Genomic DNA, 13,519 nt, shown 5'->3' with positions numbered 1-13,519 from the left:
CTGGTACGGCTACTCGACGCGGCGCAGCGCATCCGCCGGACGGAGCCTCGAGGCCCGCCAGCCGCCGAACGCTCCCGCGATCAGGCCGCCGGCCACCGCGAGTCCGACCGCGAGGACGATCGTCGTCACGCTCACCGGGGCCGTGAGAGCCACCTCCAGGGACTTCGCCGCCTCGCGGCCCGGGCCGCCGAAGCCACCGCCGGCCCCGCCGCCGAAGCCACCGCCGCCGGGGCCGGTCGGTCCGCCGCCGGTGTTGCCCAGCTGGGCCTGGAGCGTCGGGCTGATCGCCGTGACCGCGTAGGCACCCGCCAGACCGAGCGCGATACCGAGGACACCGCCGACCAGGCCGTTGACGACGGCTTCACCGACCACCTGGCGGGTCACCCGGCCCGACCTCCAGCCCAGTGCCTTGAGGGTGCCGAACTCGCGGACCCGGCGGGAGACCGCGGAGGACGTGAGCAGGCCCGCGACCAGGAACGCGGCCACCAGCACGGCGATGGACAGCCACGTGCCGACCTTGGTGGCGAGGGAGGACGCGGTGGACAGCGAGCCGGAGACCGTCTTGGCGAGGTCGGAGGAGGTGGTGACCGTCGTACCGGAGACGTTCTTCTGGATGGCGCTCTTGACGGTGTCGATCTGCTGGGAGTCGGTCGCCCTGACGTAGATCGTGGTGACCTTGTTCTTCTCGTCCGCGAGGGTCTGCGCCTGCTTCAGCGGGATGTACAGGTCGGCCGCCGAGTCCCCGCTGGAGGCGGTGGCGATGCCGATCACCGTGAACTTGGTGCCCTTGACGGTGACGGTGGAGCCGACCTTGTACTTCTTCTGCTTGGCGTACGCCGAATCGGCCACGGCCACCCGGGCGTTCGTCTCCGTGGTCGTGAAGGTGCGGCCGCTGGTGATCTTCGAGGAGGTCAGCGGGCCGACCCCGGTCCGGGTGACGTCGGTGCCGAAGACCGTGTACTGGTTGATGTCGAAGTCGGCGCCGCCGCCCTTGACCTCGCCCTGCGGCTGACCGCTTCCGCCGCCGCGCGGGAAGCCGCCGCCGTCGCCGTTCTGCTGGAACTGGCCGCGGGTGAACTGGCCGCTGACCTTGACCACGCTGAGGTTCAGCCCGCCGACGGCCTGCGCGACACCCTTCTGGTCCGCCACCTCGGTGACGGTCGAGGAGGCGAGGGTGGTGAAGCCCTGCACCCGTACCCGGTCGCTGCTCTGCTCGGAGTCGTCGCCGTCGTTCCGCGCGTCGAAGCGGAAGCGGGGCTGCTGGGAGCCGGCGGCCGCGGGCGTCGCCGCCTTGGAGACCGTCATGTCCGTACCCAGGCCGTACAGCGACTGCAGGACCTTGTCCTGGGCCTTGCCCATGCCGTTGGACACGGAGTTGACCACGATGACCAGCGCGATGCCCAGCGCGAGTCCGGAGGCGACGACGAGAGCCGCCTTTCTGCGGCGGCGCAGCTCGCGCCTCAGGTAGGTGAAGAACATGGCCGCAAGCTAGGGACGGACCGTGACGGCACCCTAAGGCCGGCATAAGAGAAGGATGAGAAGGCTGTCGCCGCCCCCGGAAACGACGGTGCCGCCCCTGGGGGCGGCACCGGGAAGCTGTGGACGGACCGTCAGGCGGCCGAACCGGCCTTCCACTGGGACCAGTCCATGTTCCAGCCGTTGAGGCCGTTGTCCGGCGAGACGGTCTTGTCGCCGGTGTTCCGGACGACCACGACGTCACCGATCAGGGAGTGGTTGTAGAACCACGCGGCCGGCATGTTCGGGTCGCCCGCGCCCTTCTTGTCCTGGAGGCCGACACAGCCGTGGCTGGTGTTGACGCTGCCGAAGACGGAGGGGGCGCCCCAGTAGTTGCCGTGGATGAAGGTGCCCGAGTTGGTCAGGCGCATGGCGTGCGGCACGTCCTTGATGTCGTACTCGCCCTTGCCGTCGTCGTCGGTGAAGCCGACCGTGGCACCGTTCATGCGGGTCTGCTTGAACTTCTCCGAGATCACCATCTCGCCCTCGTAGGTGGTGTGCTCGGGGGCGCCGGCGGAGATCGGGATGGTCTTGACGACCTTGCCGTCCTGCGTGACCTTCATCTGCTTGGACTTGGCGTCGACGTAGGAGACCTGGTTGCGGCCGATGTGGAAGGTGACCGTCTTCTGCTGGACGCCGTAGACCCCGCTCGCGCCCTGGACGCCGTCGAGCGCCAGCTTCAGGGTGACGGTGGAGCCTTCCTTCCAGTACTGCTCCGGGCGGCAGTCCATGCGGTTGGCGTTGAACCAGTGGCAGGCGACCTCCTGGCCGCTGCTGGAGGTGACCGTGACGCCCTTCTGCACGGCCGCCTTGTCGGTGATCGCCTTGTCGAAGTTGATCGAGACCGGCATGCCCACGCCGACCGTGGCGCCGTCGTCCGGGGTGAAGGTGCCTATGAAGCTGTTGGCCGGGGAGACCGTCGTGAAGGAGGCGTTCTCGTGGGCTATGCGGCCCTCGGAGTCCTTGGCCTCCGCGGCGACCTTGTAGGTGGTGGACCGCGCGAGCTGGGCGCTGGGCTTCCAGCTCTTCTTGTCGGCGGAGAGCTGACCGGAGACGGCCTTGCCGTCCTGGGAGGTCATGGTGACGCCGGTGAGCGTGCCCTTGGCGACCGTCACGCCGGCCGAGTTGTTGATGGAGGCGTTGTCCGAGCCGTCCTTGGGCGTGATGGTGATCTGGGCCTCGGAGGACTTCTCGGCCGCTGCCTCGTCGGCCTTCGCCTGCGAGCTCTTGCCGCCGTCGGACGCCTTGGCGTCGCCACCGCTGGAACAGCCCGTGACCGCCAGGACACCACCGAGCAGTGCGGACGCGACCATCAGGCCCTTGCGCCGCTTACTGTCCGTCATCACACACGTCTCCATCGTTGCCGAAATCGCGAAAACCCCGAGCCCCCCGTTGCGAACCATCCAGGCTACGGGCGTTCCGTCCTGTCCCCCATGGTTCGCGCGTGTTAGGCGCACCACGGTCGCCACCGGTCGCCAGAGGCGGGTGGTGCGGAAGTCGTCCGGGCGCCCCCGAGACGACGAAACCCCGGACGGCGGTTGCCGTCCGGGGTCATGGGTGCCCCGGGACGCTCAGCCGATGCCGTCCTCTTCTTCTTCGTCGTCCTCCCCATCATCCTCGTCGAGTTCCCAGTCGGCGGAGTCGGGGTCGTAGTCGATCCGCTCACTCGACCAGGACGCCTGCTGGAGCTCCACTCCGGGGACCTCATTGACCAGGTCGAACGGGTCCACGAGGTAGGCGAGGGCCTCCGCGGTGTCTTCCGTCACAGCGGCCTCGGCGTGGGCCCGCTCGGCCTCCGGCAGTTCCGGGTCCCGGGCGAGCCCCCGCAGCGCGGCCTTGGTCACCTCGTCCTCGTCCTGCACCTCGAGGACCAGCTCCACACGAAGCCGTACAAAACGTGATGTCTCTTCAGTGCTCATGGCGCGAGCGTACGGCCGAAACCTCCCGTGACTTTCCTGTGACCCGCGCCTTTCACTAACATCGCCCCACACGGCCAATTCGCCAGCGTCACAAGGGGATCGATATTCCGTGTCATCCGCTCGCCGTCCGCTGCTGACCGCCACCGCTGCGGGCACCCTGCTCTGCGCGCTCTGGTTCGTCCCCTCCGCGCACGCGTCGCAGGACGCCCCGGGGAGAGAGACGACCGGGGCGGCCTCGGCCACGCAGTCGACGCAGCAGGCCAAGGCGGTCTCGTCGACCACGGCGGGCACCGCGACGAACACCGCGCAGGACGCGGCACAGGGGACGGACCAGGACACGGTGCAGGACACCGCGCAGATATCCGAACTCGCCGACACCGGAAGCCCCGACACCACGCCGTACGTCGTCGGCGGGACCCTCTTCCTCGCCGTCGGCGCCGGTTTCGTGGTGTATTCGGTGCGTCGCGACCGCCTGGGGTTTTAATTTTCCTTGACGGGTCTTTGACAGCCCGCACATAGTTCGGCCATGGAGAGATCATCGGGCGTGCGGCTGTGCGCCACTGCCGCTGTGAGCGCGCTGTCGCTCGCGCTCATCACCGGCTGTTCCGACGGAGGGTCGAAGGACTCCGGGAACGCCAAGGGCACGGACGCGGCGAAGCCGGCCGCGAAGGCGCTGAGCGCTGCCGAGTTGAAGAAGCTGATCGTCGCTCAGGGCGAGGTGCCCGGCTACAAGGTCGGGGCGGTCGAGGGGGGCGTCCCGGACAAGAGCACCCTCAAGGTCGCCGACCCGAAGTGCCAGCCGGTGGCCTACGCCATGTTCGCGCAGTCGCCGGCCGACGCCGCGGCCCAGACCAGCACCGAGGTTACCGAGAACACGAAGAAGACGCCGACGGACGACGCGTCCTCGCTGGACGACAAGTCGTTCGAGGACGCGATGAAGAAGTCGATGGACATCGACATCACCGTGGTCACCCTGTCCTCCTACGACGGGGACGGCGCCGAGAAGGCCCTGCAGTCGCTCTCCGACGGGGTGAAGGCGTGCGCGGGCGGCTTCTCGGCCAAGCCGGACGGCGACCAGACGAAGATCACGAAGGTCTCCGGGGAGAAGTCGTCCGCCACGGGTGACGCCTCCGTGGCGTTCGCGGCGACGAACACGGCCGACGGCGAAGAGGCCGTCATGCACGTCGAGGTCGTGCGGCACGGGAACACCCTCGCGTCGTACTCCACGATGAACATCGGTGCCGCGATGTCCAAGAAGGCGTACACGGTGCCGGCCCCGGTGGTCGAGGCGCAGACGGCCAAGCTGAAGTGACGGCCTGAAAGAAAAGGGCCCCGTCCGGTCGGACAGGGCCCTTTCTCCTGCGGCCCCGGGCTGATCCGGACGAAGCCCCCTGGCCGCAGCTGCCTCGGTGGCCCTACTGCAGCGGGCCGGTGACCGACTCGGCGGCCGCGACCAGCTGGCCCCCGCGCACGAAGGCGTCGGCTGCGGCCAGGTCGGGTGCCAGGAAGCGGTCCGGTCCCGGGCCCTGGACGCCGGCGGCGCGGACGGCGTCGATGACGGCCCGGGAGGCGGGCGCCGGGGTCAGACCCTCGCGCAGCTCGACGGCGCGGGTGGCCGCGTACAGCTCGACGGCGATGATCCGGGTGAGGTTGTCGACGGCGGTGCGCAGCTTGCGCGCGGCCGACCAGCCCATGGACACGTGGTCCTCCTGCATGGCGGAGGACGGGATGGAGTCCGCGGAGGCCGGTACGGCGAGCCGCTTCATCTCGCTGACCAGGGCGGCCTGGGTGTACTGGGCGATCATCAGGCCCGAGTCGACACCGGCGTCGTCGGCGAGGAACGGCGGCAGGCCGTGGCTGCGGTTCTTGTCCAGCAGCCGGTCGGTGCGGCGCTCGGCGATGGAGCCGAGGTCGGCGGCGGCGATGGCGAGGAAGTCCAGGACGTAGGCGACCGGGGCACCGTGGAAGTTGCCGTTGGACTCCACACGGCCGTCGGGCAGCACCACCGGGTTGTCGACGGCGGAGGCCAGCTCGCGCTCGGCGACGAGCCGGGCGTGCGCGAGGGTGTCGCGTCCGGCGCCGGCGACCTGCGGGGCGCAGCGCACCGAGTAGGCGTCCTGGACGCGCGGAGCGTCGTCCTGGTGGTGCCCGGTGAGCTGCGAACCCTTCAGCACCGCCAGCATGTTGGCGGCGGAGGCGCCCTGACCCGGGTGCGGGCGGATGGCGTGCAGCTCGGGCGCGAGCACCTTGTCCGTGCCGAGCAGCGCCTCGAGGCTGAGGGCGGCGGTGATGTCGGCGGACTTGTAGAGGGTGTCGAGGTCGGCGAGGGCCATGATCAGCATGCCGAGCATGCCGTCGGTGCCGTTGAGGAGGGCGAGGCCCTCCTTCTCGCGCAGCTCGACGGGCTGGATCCCGTGCTCGGCGAGCAGTTCGCCGGCGGGGCGTACGACACCGTCGGGGCCCTCCGCGTCACCTTCGCCCATGAGGGTGAGGGCGCAGTGCGAGAGCGGGGCCAGGTCGCCGGAGCAGCCGAGGGAGCCGTACTCGTGCACGACCGGGGTGATCCCGGCGTTGAGGACGTCGGCCATGGTCTGCGCGACCTCGGGCCGCACGCCGGTGTGCCCGGAGCAGACGGTCTTCAGGCGCAGGAACATCAGGGCCCGTACGACCTCGCGCTCCACCCGCGGCCCCATGCCGGCGGCGTGCGAGCGGACGATGTTGCGCTGCAGCTGGGCGCGCAGCTCCTGGCTGATGTGCCGGGTCGCCAGGGCTCCGAAGCCGGTGGAGACGCCGTAGACCGGATCCGGCTTGGCCGCCAGGGCGTCCACGATCTCGCGGGCCGCCGCGAGGGCCGCCACCGCCTCCGCCGACAGCTCGATGCGGGCACCGCCGCGCGCCACGGCGAGAACGTCGGACGCCGTGACACCGGACGTCCCCACCACCACAGTGTGCATATCCATATTCAGGAGCGTACGCATTGAATGCATGGATGTCACTAGTGGGGGACGGGAGCGCCCCTTACCCACAGGTGTGGGCTTCGCCTCACGGCCGGCGCCCGCGGAACCGGCGCCGCTCGCCGCGCGAGGGGGGCGGCTCGTCGGCCAGCCGCACCACCGGGTCGTCCGGCCCCTCCCGCCCGGCCACCACCGGCCGGTCCGCGCGCAGGGCCTTGGCCCGGTACTGAGCCGCGTCGGCGAGGCGGAACAGACGCCGGGCGTCGTGCACCGGCCCGATCGGGTCCTCGGTCGAGGCGACCCCGCACGCCACCCCCTCTCCCATCTCCAACTCCCCGGCCCGGCGGCACAGTTCGTCGGCGGCCTTCACCACGTCGTCGGCGGGCCGCCCCACCGCGAGCAGACAGAACTCGTCCCCGCCGAGCCGCGCGGCCAGGGCGCCCGGCACCATCGCGCCGCACAGCGAGAGGACCGAGCCGAAGCGCTCCAGGAGGCGGTCCCCGACGGCGTGCCCGAGGGTGTCGTTGACCCGCTTGAGCCCGTTGAGATCGCAGACGACCAGGCTGACGACCACGCCCTCCACGCGGTGCCGCTCGACGGCCTCCTCCAGGCGGACGTCCACGGCACGGCGGTTGGCGAGCCCGGTGAGGGCGTCGGTGTAGGCGAGCCGGCGGGCCTCCTCCAGCCGTTCGGTCTGGGCGAGACCCGCGGCGACGACGGCGGCGAGCACGGTGGCGAAGTCGGCGTCGCCACCGTCGAACACGGGGGCGTCGGTGGGGCGGGCGACGTACAACTCGCCCCAGGCCCGGCCGTGCAGCACGACCGGCGCGACCACGCAGCAGCCGCGGCCCCGCCGGCGCAGGGCGGCGACGCGCTGGTGGAAGTAGCCGGGGGTGCCGGCGGCGGTCCCCTCGGCGGTCTCCACCCAGGCGTTCGCCCCGCCCCCGCCGGCCCACCGCTCGTGCAGGAACTCGGTGATCTCCGGGAACTGGTGCACCGGGTAGGCCTCGGCCTCGGGGAACTCCTCCTCGTCCGGGCGCCGGTCCCCCACGTTCACCAGGACCCGCAGCCGGCCCAGCTCGCGCTCCCACACCGACAGCGCGGCGAAACTCCCGTCCAGCGCACGGCAGGCGCCGAGCGCCGCGGCCCGCCAGGACTCCCGCGGGGTGTGCGCCGCGGCCATGCCCTGGGCCAGCGCCACGACCGCGGCCAGCCGCCTGTCCTCGCCCATTACTCCAGATTAGGGAGGAGTTATGAGTTTTGGGGTGTTGGTGCGGCGATCAGGTGGAACCGACACGGCCACGCACCCGTGGGGAGCCGCGGTCCAGGGCGTCCCGCCCGTCACTCGCCGGGCCACTCCGGCTTCCGCTTCTCGTTGAAGGCCGCCACACCCTCCGCCCGGTCCCCCGAGAACGCCACCGTGCGCCACGCCGCGTCCTCCACCTCCAGCCCGGCCCGCAGATCCAGCCCCTGCCCCAGCCGCATCGCCCGCTTCGCCGCCCGCAGCCCCACCGGGGAGTTCCCGGCGATCCGGGCACCGAGGGCGAGCGCCTCCTCGCGGTCCCGCCCCCGCTCCACCAGTACGTCGACCAGCCCCAGCTCGGCGGCCTCCGCGGCCTCCACCCGGCGCGCCGAGAAGATCAGCTCGGCCGCCCGCGCCGACCCGACCCGCCGCGGCAGCAGCTGCGTACCGCCGCCTCCGGGGATCACGCCCACGGACACCTCCGGCAGCCCCACCACGGCCGTACGGTCGGCCACGATCAGGTCGCAGGAGAGCGCCAGCTCGTACCCGCCGCCGAGCGCGTACCCGTGCACCGCCGCGATCGTCGGCATCGGCAGCTCCAGGACTCCGGTGTACGCCCCCCGGGACACCGGCCTCTGCCGTCGCAGATCGGCGTCCGTGAAGGAGTTCCGCTCCTTCAGATCGGCTCCGACGCAGAACGCCCGTTCGTGCGAGGAAGTCAGCACGACCACCCGCGCATCCCGGTCCGCGGCCAGCGCCGCGCACGCGCCCGCGACGGAACGGGCCATCTCCGACGAGACGGCGTTCATGGCCTTGGGCCGGTCCAGCACCAGCTCCGCCACCTGCCCGTGCCGCCTCACCAGCACGAACTCCCCGAACCGCTCCTCGCTCATGGACCACCCTCCGGTGAACGCCGGTTAACTCATGTCGGCCCGATCATCGCAGCCCCACCCCGCCCCGGGAAAGAGCCGCCGCCCCACCCCGGGCACCCCGCGCCCGCCACCCCTCCTACGCCCGTTCGAGTGACATCCCGGCCTTCTCCCCGCACACCCCCCACAAGAGCGCATAGCGTGCCTGCGCCCCGGCGCGCACCGGGGCGCACGGTGGGGAGGGAACCCATGACACCGATACCTGAAGCGCAGCAGCCGCCGACGGCAGCGACGGACACGGCGGACGGCACCCGGGAGACGGCCGACGTGCGTCGGGGGCGGCACCGCAAGCCCCGGCCCCGCAAGGTCCTGCTCGCCGCCGGCGGTCTCGCCCTGGCCGCGGGGGTGCTCAGCCTGGTCCGGATCGCGCCGGACTCGGGCGTCGGCGCCCCGGGGACGGCGGAGGCCGAGCCCCGGCTCGACACGGGCGGCGGCACCACCACGGACCGCTCGGCGAACACCGCCGCGACCGTCACCGCCTCGCCCACCGCGCTGCCCTCGGCGACCTCCGTCATGGGCGGCAGAAGCCCCGCGCCGACGGCCACCGGCTCCGCGGCACCGGGGGCCCCGGGCACCCGGGCGACACCGCCCGCCGGCACCGCCGTACCCACCACCGCCCCGCCCGAAGTCCCGTCCGTACCCGGCGCGCCCCCCGCACCACCCTCGACGACGGCACCCGCGCCGCGCCCGCACCCGACGACCCCCGCCCCCCGGCCCACCCCCACCCCGAGCCACAGCACGCCCGCACCCGGCTCGGACCAGCTGTGCGTGCCGGTGATCGGCCTGTGCGTGGGGGGTCTGGGCTAGGGGGTTCCGTTCGGATCACGCCGGATCGGGCCGCGGCGTCCGGTGCGGTGCATCGCACGGCGGAGGACCACCCGCGTACCGGGCGTACTGGGGTGGCCCGACGACGCGGCGAAGTGCCGTGCCGGGCGTCGCGGACCCGGACTGATCCGAACGGAGCCCCTCAGGGCCGGCCGTCGCGGCGGGTGAGGAGCCAGGGCTCGACGACGCCGAGGCCGCGCACCGGGCGCTGCCACATCGGCTGGAGCGCGAAGCGGTACGTCGGCGGCTCCTCGCCCTCCTTCTCGGCCGCCGCCGCGGCCTCGGCGGCCTCCGCCTCCGAGGCGGGCGCCTCGCCGCTGCGGATCAGCTCCTCGGCGAAGGCGCTGTCCACCAGGACGGCGTCCCGTGGAGCGATCGAGGTCAGCCGGGAGGCGAGGTTCACCGTCGTACCGAACACATCACCCATACGGGTGGTGACCGTGCCGAACGCCATGCCGACGCGCAGCTCCGGCATCGTCTCGTCGTTCGACAGCGTCTCGACCAGGCGCAGCGCGATGTCCGCGGCGATCCCCGCGTCGTCGGCCGCGTAGAGCACCTCGTCGCCGAGGGTCTTGATGAGCCGGCCGCCGCGCGCGGCGACCAGGTCGGCGGCGGTGGTCTCGAAGGCCTCGACCAGCTCGCCGAGCTCCTCCTCCTCCATCCGACGGGTCAGCCGGGTGAACCCCACCAGGTCGGCGAAGGCGACGGCGAGCCGCCGGTCGACCATCTCCTCGTCGTCCCCGGCCTGCACGACGCGGCCGGTGGCGGCGGCGAGCTGGCGGCGCCAGACGTAGACGAGGAACTCCTCCAGCTCGGGCAGCAGCAGCTCGACCAGGGGGTACGTCACCTCGGTGCGGGTCATGCCGGGCTCGGGGGGCTCGGTCAGGCCCTCCAGGAAAGAATCGATCTGCCATTCGGCCAGACGGGCGGTGGTCTGCCCGGTCGAACGGGCCACCTGCACCGCCATGGCCTCGCTGAGCAGGCCCGCCTCGACCAGACCGGCGAGACGGCGCAGGGCCAGGACGTCGGCCTCGGTCAGGGCCTTGGCCTGGCCGATGTCGGCGAAGCCCATCGCCCGCCAGAACCGCGACGCCAGTTCCATGGAGACACCGGCGCTGCGGGCGGCCTGGAACGGGGTGTAGCGGCGCTCGGCGCCCAGGATGAGGCCTTCGAGCCGCAGGGCCAGCGGGTCCTCGCCCGTGTCGTCGGGGGCATGAGGATCCACCCGGCCGTCCGCGCCCGCGCCGGAGCCCGTGTCGTCGACGGTCACGCCTGCTGCCCTTCCGATCTGCCGCGGTCAGATTTCGACCGGCCTCAACTCTACGGCAGGTGTGCGCCAGCTCACTCCGTCGGGTTGGGCCGAGGGTATGTACCACTGCCGGGCGCGCGGCCCCTCGCTCCGGTGGCCGTACCGGGCAGGCAAGGAGGCGCGAAAACGGTCGCCGCGGTGGCCGTACCGGAAAGGTGCGGGGGCGCGATCGGCGGCGCGGGCCGCGGCCGCGCGCGGGTCGGTCGCGCAGTCACCCGCGCCCCTACGCAGGCCGCAGATGCACGATGTCCCCCGCCCCCACCGGCTCCTGCACGCCCTCCTTCGTCGCGATGACCAGCCGTCCGTCGCCGTCGACGGCCACCGCCTCGCCCACGAGGGCCCTCTCCCCCGGCAGCTCCGCCCGCACCGTCCGGCCGAGCGTCGCGCACCCCGCCGCGTACGTCTCCTGCAACCCGCAGGCGGACGGATCACCCCCGGCGCGCCGCCACCGGCCGTACCACTCCTCCAGCGACCGCAGCACCGCCCTCAGCAGCGGATCCCGGTCCGTGGACACCGCCCCGGCCAGCGCCAGGGAGCCCGCCTGGGGAACCGGCAGCTCGTCCGCCCGCAGGGTGACGTTGATGCCGACGCCGATGACCACACCGTCGCTCCCGGCCCGCTCCGCGAGGATGCCGCCGGCCTTGCGTTCCTCCCCGCCCACGGTCACCAGCAGGTCGTTCGGCCACTTCAGTGCCGTGTCCACGCCCGCCGCCCGGGACAGTCCCGTCGCCACCGCCACCCCGGTCAGCAGCGGCAGCCAGCCCCACCGGGCCACCGGCACCTCGACGGGATTCAGCAGGACGGAGAAGAACAGGCCGGAGCGCGGCGGTGCCGTCCAGCGGCGGTCCAGGCGGCCCCGCGCGGCCGTCTGCTCCTCGGCCACCAGTACCGCGCCCTCCGCCGCCTCGCCGGCCTCGGCCCGCGCCACCAGGTCGTTGTTGGTGGACCCGGTGCGCCGGGTCAGCTCCAGCTCGGACCACAGGCCCCCCTCGCGCACCAGCGCCTGGCGCAGCGCGGCTGCGTTCAGGGGCGGGCGGTCGAGGTCGGACCAGCGGCTGCCGTTGTCGTCTGCTGCATCTCGGGGCGTCATGCAAGCCACCCTAGGTGTGGTAAACGCCGCAGTGCTGATCGGTAGGCCCGCCACTACTCTACGGATGAGTAACCGTCCCCCCTTTTGAGCAGGCAGGGAGCCGCATCCCGATGTCCGAGCCGGAAGAGCGTCACGAGATCCAAGGGATCGACATTCACACGACCGCGGGCAAACTCGCGGATCTCCAGCGGCGCATCCACGAGGCGACGCACGCCGGTTCGGAACGCGCCGTCGAAAAGCAGCACGCCAAGGGCAAGCTGACGGCCCGTGAGCGGATCGAGCTGCTGCTCGACGAGGGATCCTTCGTCGAGCTCGACGAGTTCGCCCGGCACCGCTCCACCAACTTCGGCCTGGAGAAGAACCGCCCGTACGGCGACGGCGTCGTCACCGGGTACGGCACGGTCGACGGCCGCCCCGTCGCCGTCTTCTCCCAGGACTTCACCGTCTTCGGCGGTGCCCTCGGCGAGGTCTACGGCCAGAAGATCGTCAAGGTGATGGACTTCGCGCTGAAGACGGGCTGCCCGGTCATCGGGATCAACGACTCCGGTGGCGCCCGCATCCAGGAAGGCGTCGCCTCCCTCGGCGCGTACGGCGAGATCTTCCGCCGCAACACCCACGCCAGCGGTGTCATCCCGCAGATCTCGCTGGTCGTCGGGCCCTGCGCGGGCGGCGCGGTCTACTCCCCCGCGATCACCGACTTCACGGTCATGGTCGACCAGACCTCGCACATGTTCATCACCGGCCCGGACGTCATCAAGACGGTCACCGGTGAGGACGTCGGCTTCGAGGAGCTGGGCGGCGCCCGCACCCACAACTCCACCTCCGGCGTGGCCCACCACATGGCCGGGGACGAGAAGGACGCCATCGAGTACGTCAAGCAGCTGCTGTCGTACCTGCCGTCCAACAACCTCTCCGAGCCCCCCGTCTTCGCGGAGGAGGCGGACCTCGCCGTCAACGACGAGGACCGCGAGCTGGACACCGTCGTCCCCGACAGCGCCAACCAGCCGTACGACATGCACGCGGTGATCGAACACGTCCTGGACGACGGCGAGTTCTTCGAGACCCAGGCCCTGTTCGCGCCGAACATCCTCACCGGCTTCGGCCGCGTCGAGGGCCACCCGGTCGGTGTCGTCGCCAACCAGCCGATGCAGTTCGCCGGCTGCCTCGACATCACCGCCTCCGAGAAGGCCGCCCGCTTCGTGCGCACCTGCGACGCCTTCAACATCCCGGTGCTGACCTTCGTGGACGTGCCGGGCTTCCTCCCGGGCGTCGACCAGGAGCACGACGGCATCATCCGCCGCGGCGCCAAGCTGATCTACGCCTACGCCGAGGCGACCGTCCCCCTCATCACGGTCATCACCCGCAAGGCCTTCGGCGGCGCCTACGACGTCATGGGCTCCAAGCACCTGGGCGCCGACCTGAACCTGGCCTGGCCCACCGCCCAGATCGCCGTCATGGGCGCCCAGGGCGCGGTCAACATCCTGCACCGCCGCACCATCGCCGAGGCGGAGGCCTCCGGAGACGGTGAGGCCACGCGCGCGCGGCTGATCCAGGAGTACGAGGACACCCTCCTCAACCCCTACGTGGCGGCCGAGCGCGGCTACATCGACGCGGTGATCATGCCGTCCGACACCCGCGCCCACATCGTGCGGGGTCTGCGTCAGCTGCGCACGAAGCGGGAATCCCTGCCTCCGAAGAAGCACGGCAACATCCCCCTGTAGGCCCCTCGGACCCT

Annotated in this window: 12 protein-coding genes; 4 read left to right on the top strand and 8 right to left on the bottom strand. The window is 72.0% G+C overall.

Annotation, left to right across the window (positions count from 1 at the left end; translation table 11 throughout):
- Positions 1-9: 9 nt before the first annotated feature.
- The 3 genes from ACIHEJ_RS26445 to ACIHEJ_RS26435 all read right to left on the bottom strand — a co-directional run bounded on the left by ACIHEJ_RS26445 (position 10) and on the right by ACIHEJ_RS26435 (position 3,434).
- Entirely contained in the window at positions 10-1,479 is a 1,470-nt protein-coding gene (locus tag ACIHEJ_RS26445) for an ABC transporter permease (RefSeq protein WP_400139112.1), read from the bottom strand.
- Between the two features lie 131 nt (positions 1,480-1,610).
- Complete coding sequence (locus ACIHEJ_RS26440) at positions 1,611-2,858, bottom strand: Ig-like domain-containing protein (RefSeq protein WP_400139111.1); 1,248 nt, start codon at positions 2,856-2,858, stop codon at positions 1,611-1,613.
- 228 nt (positions 2,859-3,086) lie between these two features.
- The gene (locus ACIHEJ_RS26435) at positions 3,087-3,434 is read right to left on the bottom strand and encodes a hypothetical protein (RefSeq protein ID WP_400139110.1); all 348 of its coding nucleotides are present in this window, start codon (positions 3,432-3,434) and stop codon (positions 3,087-3,089) included.
- A 109-nt stretch (positions 3,435-3,543) separates the two neighbouring features.
- Between ACIHEJ_RS26435 and ACIHEJ_RS26430 the strand changes: the two genes are divergently transcribed.
- Both ACIHEJ_RS26430 and ACIHEJ_RS26425 read left to right on the top strand, forming a co-directional pair.
- Positions 3,544-3,918 carry an LAETG motif-containing sortase-dependent surface protein gene (locus ACIHEJ_RS26430; RefSeq protein WP_400139109.1) on the top strand — a complete coding sequence of 125 codons (375 nt, stop codon included), beginning with the start codon at positions 3,544-3,546 and terminating at the stop codon, positions 3,916-3,918.
- Between the two features lie 42 nt (positions 3,919-3,960).
- The gene (locus tag ACIHEJ_RS26425) at positions 3,961-4,746 is read left to right on the top strand and encodes a hypothetical protein (protein ID WP_400139108.1); all 786 of its coding nucleotides are present in this window, start codon (positions 3,961-3,963) and stop codon (positions 4,744-4,746) included.
- A gap of 103 nt (positions 4,747-4,849) precedes the next feature.
- Here ACIHEJ_RS26425 and hutH read toward each other — a convergent pair whose 3' ends face one another.
- From hutH to ACIHEJ_RS26410, 3 genes are all read right to left on the bottom strand, one after another.
- On the bottom strand, positions 4,850-6,388 hold the full coding sequence (hutH, locus tag ACIHEJ_RS26420) for a histidine ammonia-lyase (protein ID WP_400139166.1): 1,539 nt from the start codon (positions 6,386-6,388) through the stop codon (positions 4,850-4,852).
- Between the two features lie 88 nt (positions 6,389-6,476).
- Positions 6,477-7,619 carry a diguanylate cyclase domain-containing protein gene (locus ACIHEJ_RS26415; protein ID WP_400139107.1) on the bottom strand — a complete coding sequence of 381 codons (1,143 nt, stop codon included), beginning with the start codon at positions 7,617-7,619 and terminating at the stop codon, positions 6,477-6,479.
- Positions 7,620-7,729: 110 nt separating this feature from the next.
- Positions 7,730-8,524 (bottom strand): enoyl-CoA hydratase/isomerase family protein, encoded by a 795-nt coding sequence (locus ACIHEJ_RS26410; RefSeq protein ID WP_400139106.1) that lies wholly within the window; start codon positions 8,522-8,524, stop codon positions 7,730-7,732.
- Between the two features lie 225 nt (positions 8,525-8,749).
- Between ACIHEJ_RS26410 and ACIHEJ_RS26405 the strand changes: the two genes are divergently transcribed.
- Positions 8,750-9,367 (top strand): hypothetical protein, encoded by a 618-nt coding sequence (locus tag ACIHEJ_RS26405; RefSeq protein WP_400139105.1) that lies wholly within the window; start codon positions 8,750-8,752, stop codon positions 9,365-9,367.
- Positions 9,368-9,527: 160 nt separating this feature from the next.
- On the opposite strand, the gene ACIHEJ_RS26400 is transcribed toward ACIHEJ_RS26405, so the two are convergent.
- Together ACIHEJ_RS26400 and ACIHEJ_RS26395 are read right to left on the bottom strand one after the other, a co-directional pair.
- Positions 9,528-10,655 carry an adenylate/guanylate cyclase domain-containing protein gene (locus ACIHEJ_RS26400; protein ID WP_400139104.1) on the bottom strand — a complete coding sequence of 376 codons (1,128 nt, stop codon included), beginning with the start codon at positions 10,653-10,655 and terminating at the stop codon, positions 9,528-9,530.
- Positions 10,656-10,917: 262 nt separating this feature from the next.
- On the bottom strand, positions 10,918-11,784 hold the full coding sequence (locus ACIHEJ_RS26395) for a biotin--[acetyl-CoA-carboxylase] ligase (RefSeq protein ID WP_400139103.1): 867 nt from the start codon (positions 11,782-11,784) through the stop codon (positions 10,918-10,920).
- Between the two features lie 110 nt (positions 11,785-11,894).
- Between ACIHEJ_RS26395 and ACIHEJ_RS26390 the strand changes: the two genes are divergently transcribed.
- Positions 11,895-13,505, top strand: a complete 1,611-nt coding sequence (locus tag ACIHEJ_RS26390) for an acyl-CoA carboxylase subunit beta (protein WP_400139102.1) — start codon at positions 11,895-11,897, stop codon at positions 13,503-13,505.
- Positions 13,506-13,519: the final 14 nt, after the last annotated feature.

This window comes from Streptomyces sp. NPDC052301 (genome assembly GCF_044593395.1).
Classification (GTDB): Bacteria; Actinomycetota; Actinomycetes; order Streptomycetales; family Streptomycetaceae; genus Streptomyces.
Note: the sequence above shows the minus strand (reverse complement) of the source record. Positions and strands in the feature narration are given on the sequence as shown.

Excerpts from the sequence above, each read along its gene's own strand:
- ACIHEJ_RS26395 (WP_400139103.1), bottom strand. The coding sequence starts at position 11,784 with ATGACGCCCCGAGATGCAGCAGACGACAACGGCAGCCGCTGGTCCGAC.
- ACIHEJ_RS26435 (WP_400139110.1), bottom strand. The coding sequence starts at position 3,434 with ATGAGCACTGAAGAGACATCACGTTTTGTACGGCTTCGTGTGGAGCTG.
- ACIHEJ_RS26440 (WP_400139111.1), bottom strand. The coding sequence starts at position 2,858 with ATGACGGACAGTAAGCGGCGCAAGGGCCTGATGGTCGCGTCCGCACTG.
- ACIHEJ_RS26405 (WP_400139105.1), top strand. The coding sequence starts at position 8,750 with ATGACACCGATACCTGAAGCGCAGCAGCCGCCGACGGCAGCGACGGAC.
- ACIHEJ_RS26390 (WP_400139102.1), top strand. The coding sequence starts at position 11,895 with ATGTCCGAGCCGGAAGAGCGTCACGAGATCCAAGGGATCGACATTCAC.
- hutH (WP_400139166.1), bottom strand. The coding sequence starts at position 6,388 with ATGCACACTGTGGTGGTGGGGACGTCCGGTGTCACGGCGTCCGACGTT.
- ACIHEJ_RS26425 (WP_400139108.1), top strand. The coding sequence starts at position 3,961 with ATGGAGAGATCATCGGGCGTGCGGCTGTGCGCCACTGCCGCTGTGAGC.
- ACIHEJ_RS26415 (WP_400139107.1), bottom strand. The coding sequence starts at position 7,619 with ATGGGCGAGGACAGGCGGCTGGCCGCGGTCGTGGCGCTGGCCCAGGGC.
- ACIHEJ_RS26445 (WP_400139112.1), bottom strand. The coding sequence starts at position 1,479 with ATGTTCTTCACCTACCTGAGGCGCGAGCTGCGCCGCCGCAGAAAGGCG.
- ACIHEJ_RS26410 (WP_400139106.1), bottom strand. The coding sequence starts at position 8,524 with ATGAGCGAGGAGCGGTTCGGGGAGTTCGTGCTGGTGAGGCGGCACGGG.